Raw genomic sequence first — 4,238 nt, 5'->3', positions numbered from 1 at the left:
AACATAAACAATATCAGTATAAAGTTCTATGGTTAAATAAACAAGAAAAGGTGAACCAAGTTACTGGAGAGACTCGGCTTGAGCTGAATTTTGTGATTCCTAATGTGGAACTTTCGACAGGCAAACGGCTACAGCCATTTTATGCACCGGTAGATCTCGATCGAGTAGATCTGTTTAAGCAGATTACCAATGCGGAACATAGACTGTATGACCCTGATGACCCGAACAATCAGCAGCTTTTAATCAATAAGAAGAACCTCCCAAAGGACGTTCGGGACTTTAAAGCGCAATTACATCAACGTATCTATCGAGCCGTTGCCAATGGTGAAATTGCCGATCGGCAAAAATTGGTTGAATGGCTTGAGTCCAATGACGTCAAAGTCACCCGACAGACCCAAAAATCAATATCAATTGAAAATCCATATGAGGGCGCAACACGTCCTATCCGTTTGAATGGAGAGGTTTATGAGCAAGGCTTTAGAGCTACTGGCGAATATCGACAAGAAGTACAACAGCGAATTGCAACGTACCGAGGAACAACTTCTGAGCGGTATCGAGCAAACGTCACAGATTATCAAAGACAACTTAAGCACAAGAGCCAATATCACAGCGACCGCTATCCAACAGTCAGACGAGAAATTAGCGCAGAACCTACAGAACAGCTCACAGCAGATCGAAAAGCAGCTCGACCAGTACCAAGCCTTGCTACAGTCCAAATTGAGCCGTTTAAAGCAAATGAACGAGCAGATACAGACAGAAGAACAGCAAGTTCAGAACAAAAGCCTACTGAAACAGCTTACTACTTTGAATATGGCACTGATTTTGGGCGCTGTTATTTTGATTATTCTCATTATTGCGCTCAGTTTTATGGGGAAAAGCAAGTACAGCGAGATTCAGACGCTCAATATGACGATCAACGAGAAACAAATGCGAGTGGATCACCTGAACCGATCGGGGGGCAGTTTGACGTTCAGCACATGCAGACAGCAAAACAGCAAAGCCCAACGCTTATGTATTCAGATCAACAAGAATGCAGGCGAATGGCAGAACGGTTACATGATTCCGATGGGGTATTAAACGATGACCGAATTAGAAACACAGTTATTGAAAATCATCGAAGAACAACAGCAGCAATTACAGCAACAACAAGCGCAATTGCAGCAGCAACAGCAGAGTTTAGACGTGATGCAAAAGAAAATTATCCAAGCCTTATCAGCACAATCAAAGGCAATGGAGAGCGTACAGAAAGGCTTAGTGCAAACACAAAAGTCATTATCGACAACACAGACGCAATTTCACGAATTAGAGAGAAGTACGGCAACGTATACCGAGCAGATCAATGGCAAAGTCAGAGAGATGAGCCAAATTACAACGAACTACGAGGACGTACTGGAGAAAATCTCAACCGTACAGCAGTCAGTCTCGTCAGAAGTAGCCAAAGCGCAGCAGAATTTGCTCGAAACGTCCGAACTATTGAAGCGAATATCATCCAGATGAAGGAACGGAAAATGGAAATGGAACAGCCCCAACCTAAGCAAGATCGAGGGATGAGTTGGGGGATGTAGGGCTTATAGAAGCCCGTCAGCTCAAAATGCTTGGTTAAAACACTATTACTTGATTAGGCTACTCTTCTTATTAAATTGTTCATCAATTTTTGAACTAAGGAAGTCAACAACAGGGCCTAAAGCCTGATGCTGTTGTTGCCAGTTTTGTTTGCGTATCTCACCTTTATATTCTTGGATCATGCGCTGCAAAATGGGTTGATGCAGCGACGGTAACTGAGCTATCACCCAGTGTGCGGCTTGGTCTTTAGGCACAATCTCATTCGTTATCAAGCTAAAATAAATACGGCATAAGGCCAAAATCTGATTACGTTCATCGGCATCCTCATCCCAATGTGCCACAATAGAGGGATAGGTGTCTGCCATTGCCTGCCAGAGGTGCTGTTCAGGAATTGCCGTTGACCACTGTGTCAAACTTGGCCCCAACAAACTACGATGATGCATTTGTGCTTTCTTCAGCAAAATACTCAGATCAGGGTCTGTATGTGCGCGGAGCAAAGCACCTTGGTTTAACTCCTCCCGTAACCACTCCCCAAATTGTAGTTCGTAGCTGAGTGGATAACTGCCTGAGAGAATTTGCTCTTTAAGTACGATGGTGACTTCAAGTGCACGCTGTGCAGCCCCAATTGGATACGAAATTTTTAATAAGGTTTCTGCCAGTTGCTGTCTTTGATGGAGTGTCAGTGCTTGATTCACCACAACCAAAACATCCAGATCACTTTCTGGACCTAGCCCGCCATCAACAGCTGAACCATACAGATAAATGGCAAAGAGGGATTCACCCAAAAGCTGCTGTAAAGATTCTGTTAACTGTTCAAGTTGCAAGGTTTCGGACATGCTTGACCTCTTTTTCGGGCATGAGTTAGGAGTAGGAGAAACAAATAAAAATCTTGTTAAAAAATTTGAAATATATAAAAAAAGAGTCCTTGCAACAATTCTAATGAAAAGTTGTAGTTAAAACCTAAAGAAAAACCCCTCTGAGTCTTGCAACTTAGAGGGGTTTTGTCTTAAATTTGGTGGTACGCAGTTATTTGATGTTAAGAGCATCAAGTAACGAAGATCAGCAGAGTTAGACGCTCGTACTGATTTCACCTTTCGGCTTGTACCGCTTTTCAGATTCTATCAAATTGATAAAAAATGGCAAGCATTGTATCAGTAAAAAGTCTTTCGTTACTTGATTCTCGTTCATCCAATAAGCAATACATAGACTGTATTCGAGCCTTATCAGCTTCTGTTCGCCTTTTTTAAAGGAAGATATGCGGTGCATGTGGAGGGAATAAGTGTCACTGGTGCATCGTAGCGATAGTGAAGATCGAGAGATTGGAGCTAAACCGTTACAGGGGAATCCCACACAAGCGGAGCGTTGAGAGTAGTTGTATAGGTTGGTTAAGTTGCATGTTGGAGAAATCCTCGCAGAGATACCACCATACTTCGACAGGGAGCGCGTGGGGGAAGGTACAAAACTTTTAGTCCTTGTCTACCATGTATGTAAAGCATGGTGCGGATACGACCGATGCGTGGCTCCGTCAGCCTAATCAGGTTAAATCGGCAATACTTAAGGGAAGTGTCATTTTTTGAATGACAGCCCTTAGGGAGAGTATTGCCGAAACTCTCTCAACGTCCACCATCTGCCTGAGCGAAGCGAAGGCTGTGGTGGCGGTGAGAAAGAGTTGAGCGTCTTTAGTTTTACAAGATTAATGCCAATACTTTCTAGAGTTTATATACCGAGTCATTTGATTTAATAATTTATAGAACAAATTTGTCCGTAATTGATAAGCAAGGATACACAGTTACCCCTATTTCACGATGTTCAATAGTGCTAAGCTGTGACCTTGATCAGGGGCTTCACCCCCGATACCCCGAAAACCGGCTTAAAGAAAAATCAAAGATTTTCCCTTAAACCGGTTTCATACCGAGAATTGGATTGATCAAATGGAAATAGATTCAGTAACTAAACAGAAAGCGGTTCGGGAACGGACGTTTAAAGTCAGACTTTCAGAATCAGAGTACCAATTGCTTGATGCTAATAATCCTTTTGGTTCAATCGCAAAGTTGCTACGTCAATCGGCAGTAGAGAAAGCAACACAGATTCATAATTCAAAAGCAGATGATGACCAAAAAATTAAAGCAAAAAACGTTGTTGAATCTTCATATACCAAGACAGAACGTTCTTTAATTTTAGAGTTAGGTCGCATAGGTAATAACGTCAATCAGATTGCCAAGGCTATTAATACGGATATTGCAGGGACAGGTACTTTTGACAAAGTGAAGTTACTTCATTTGTTGATTTCCATAGATCAGCAACTTCGGGAGTTACGTCCAGATGATCGTTGATTTTTTTAGACATGGCACAGGTTTATCCAAAGGTTGTCTAGATTATTTACTTGGTGAAGATCGAGTGCGAGAACATGCACAGGTTTTAAGTGGTGATGTGGAGCTGACAGCACAACTCATTGATAGCAGCCCTTTTGCCAAGAAATATACCAGCGGTTGTTTATCCTTTTACGAGCATGATTTATCTGACCAGGATAAACAGCAGATCATGCAGAATTTTGAGCAGTGTCTTTTTCCTGGCCTTGATCAAGATCAGTATAAAGTTCTATGGGTACAGCACCAAGATAAGGTGAACCAAGTTACTGGAGAGACTCGGCTTGAGCTGAATTTTGTGATTCCTAA

The 4,238-nt window shown here is 42.2% G+C and carries 3 protein-coding genes and 1 pseudogene; 3 read left to right on the top strand and 1 reads right to left on the bottom strand.

Annotated elements, in window-relative coordinates; genetic code table 11:
* Positions 1-1,565 (top strand): mobilization protein (locus ACFVSN_RS45045; protein WP_387959301.1); only part of this gene is annotated, 1,565 nt, incomplete at its 5' end.
* Between the two features lie 45 nt (positions 1,566-1,610).
* Here ACFVSN_RS45045 and ACFVSN_RS45040 read toward each other — a convergent pair.
* Positions 1,611-2,399, bottom strand: a complete 789-nt coding sequence (locus tag ACFVSN_RS45040; protein ID WP_050041693.1) for an ANT(3'')-II family aminoglycoside nucleotidyltransferase AadA27 — start codon at positions 2,397-2,399, stop codon at positions 1,611-1,613.
* Between the two features lie 1,095 nt (positions 2,400-3,494).
* On the opposite strand from ACFVSN_RS45040, the gene ACFVSN_RS45035 reads away from it, so the two are divergent.
* On the top strand, positions 3,495-3,896 hold the full coding sequence (locus ACFVSN_RS45035; RefSeq protein ID WP_050041694.1) for a MobC family plasmid mobilization relaxosome protein: 402 nt from the start codon (positions 3,495-3,497) through the stop codon (positions 3,894-3,896).
* Positions 3,886-4,238 (top strand): annotated as a pseudogene (locus ACFVSN_RS45030) (mobilization protein); the annotation flags it as partial. The gene ACFVSN_RS45035 and the pseudogene ACFVSN_RS45030, both read left to right, overlap by 11 nt.

It is taken from the genome of Kitasatospora sp. NPDC057904 (genome assembly GCF_042887925.1).
Lineage (GTDB): Bacteria > Actinomycetota > Actinomycetes > Streptomycetales > Streptomycetaceae > Kitasatospora.
Note: the sequence above shows the minus strand (reverse complement) of the source record. Positions and strands in the feature narration are given on the sequence as shown.

What these genes read in the sequence shown, in the direction of transcription:
- ACFVSN_RS45040 (WP_050041693.1), bottom strand. Translation starts at nt 2,399, where the DNA reads ATGTCCGAAACCTTGCAACTTGAACAGTTAACAGAATCTTTACAGCAG.
- ACFVSN_RS45035 (WP_050041694.1), top strand. Translation starts at nt 3,495, where the DNA reads ATGGAAATAGATTCAGTAACTAAACAGAAAGCGGTTCGGGAACGGACG.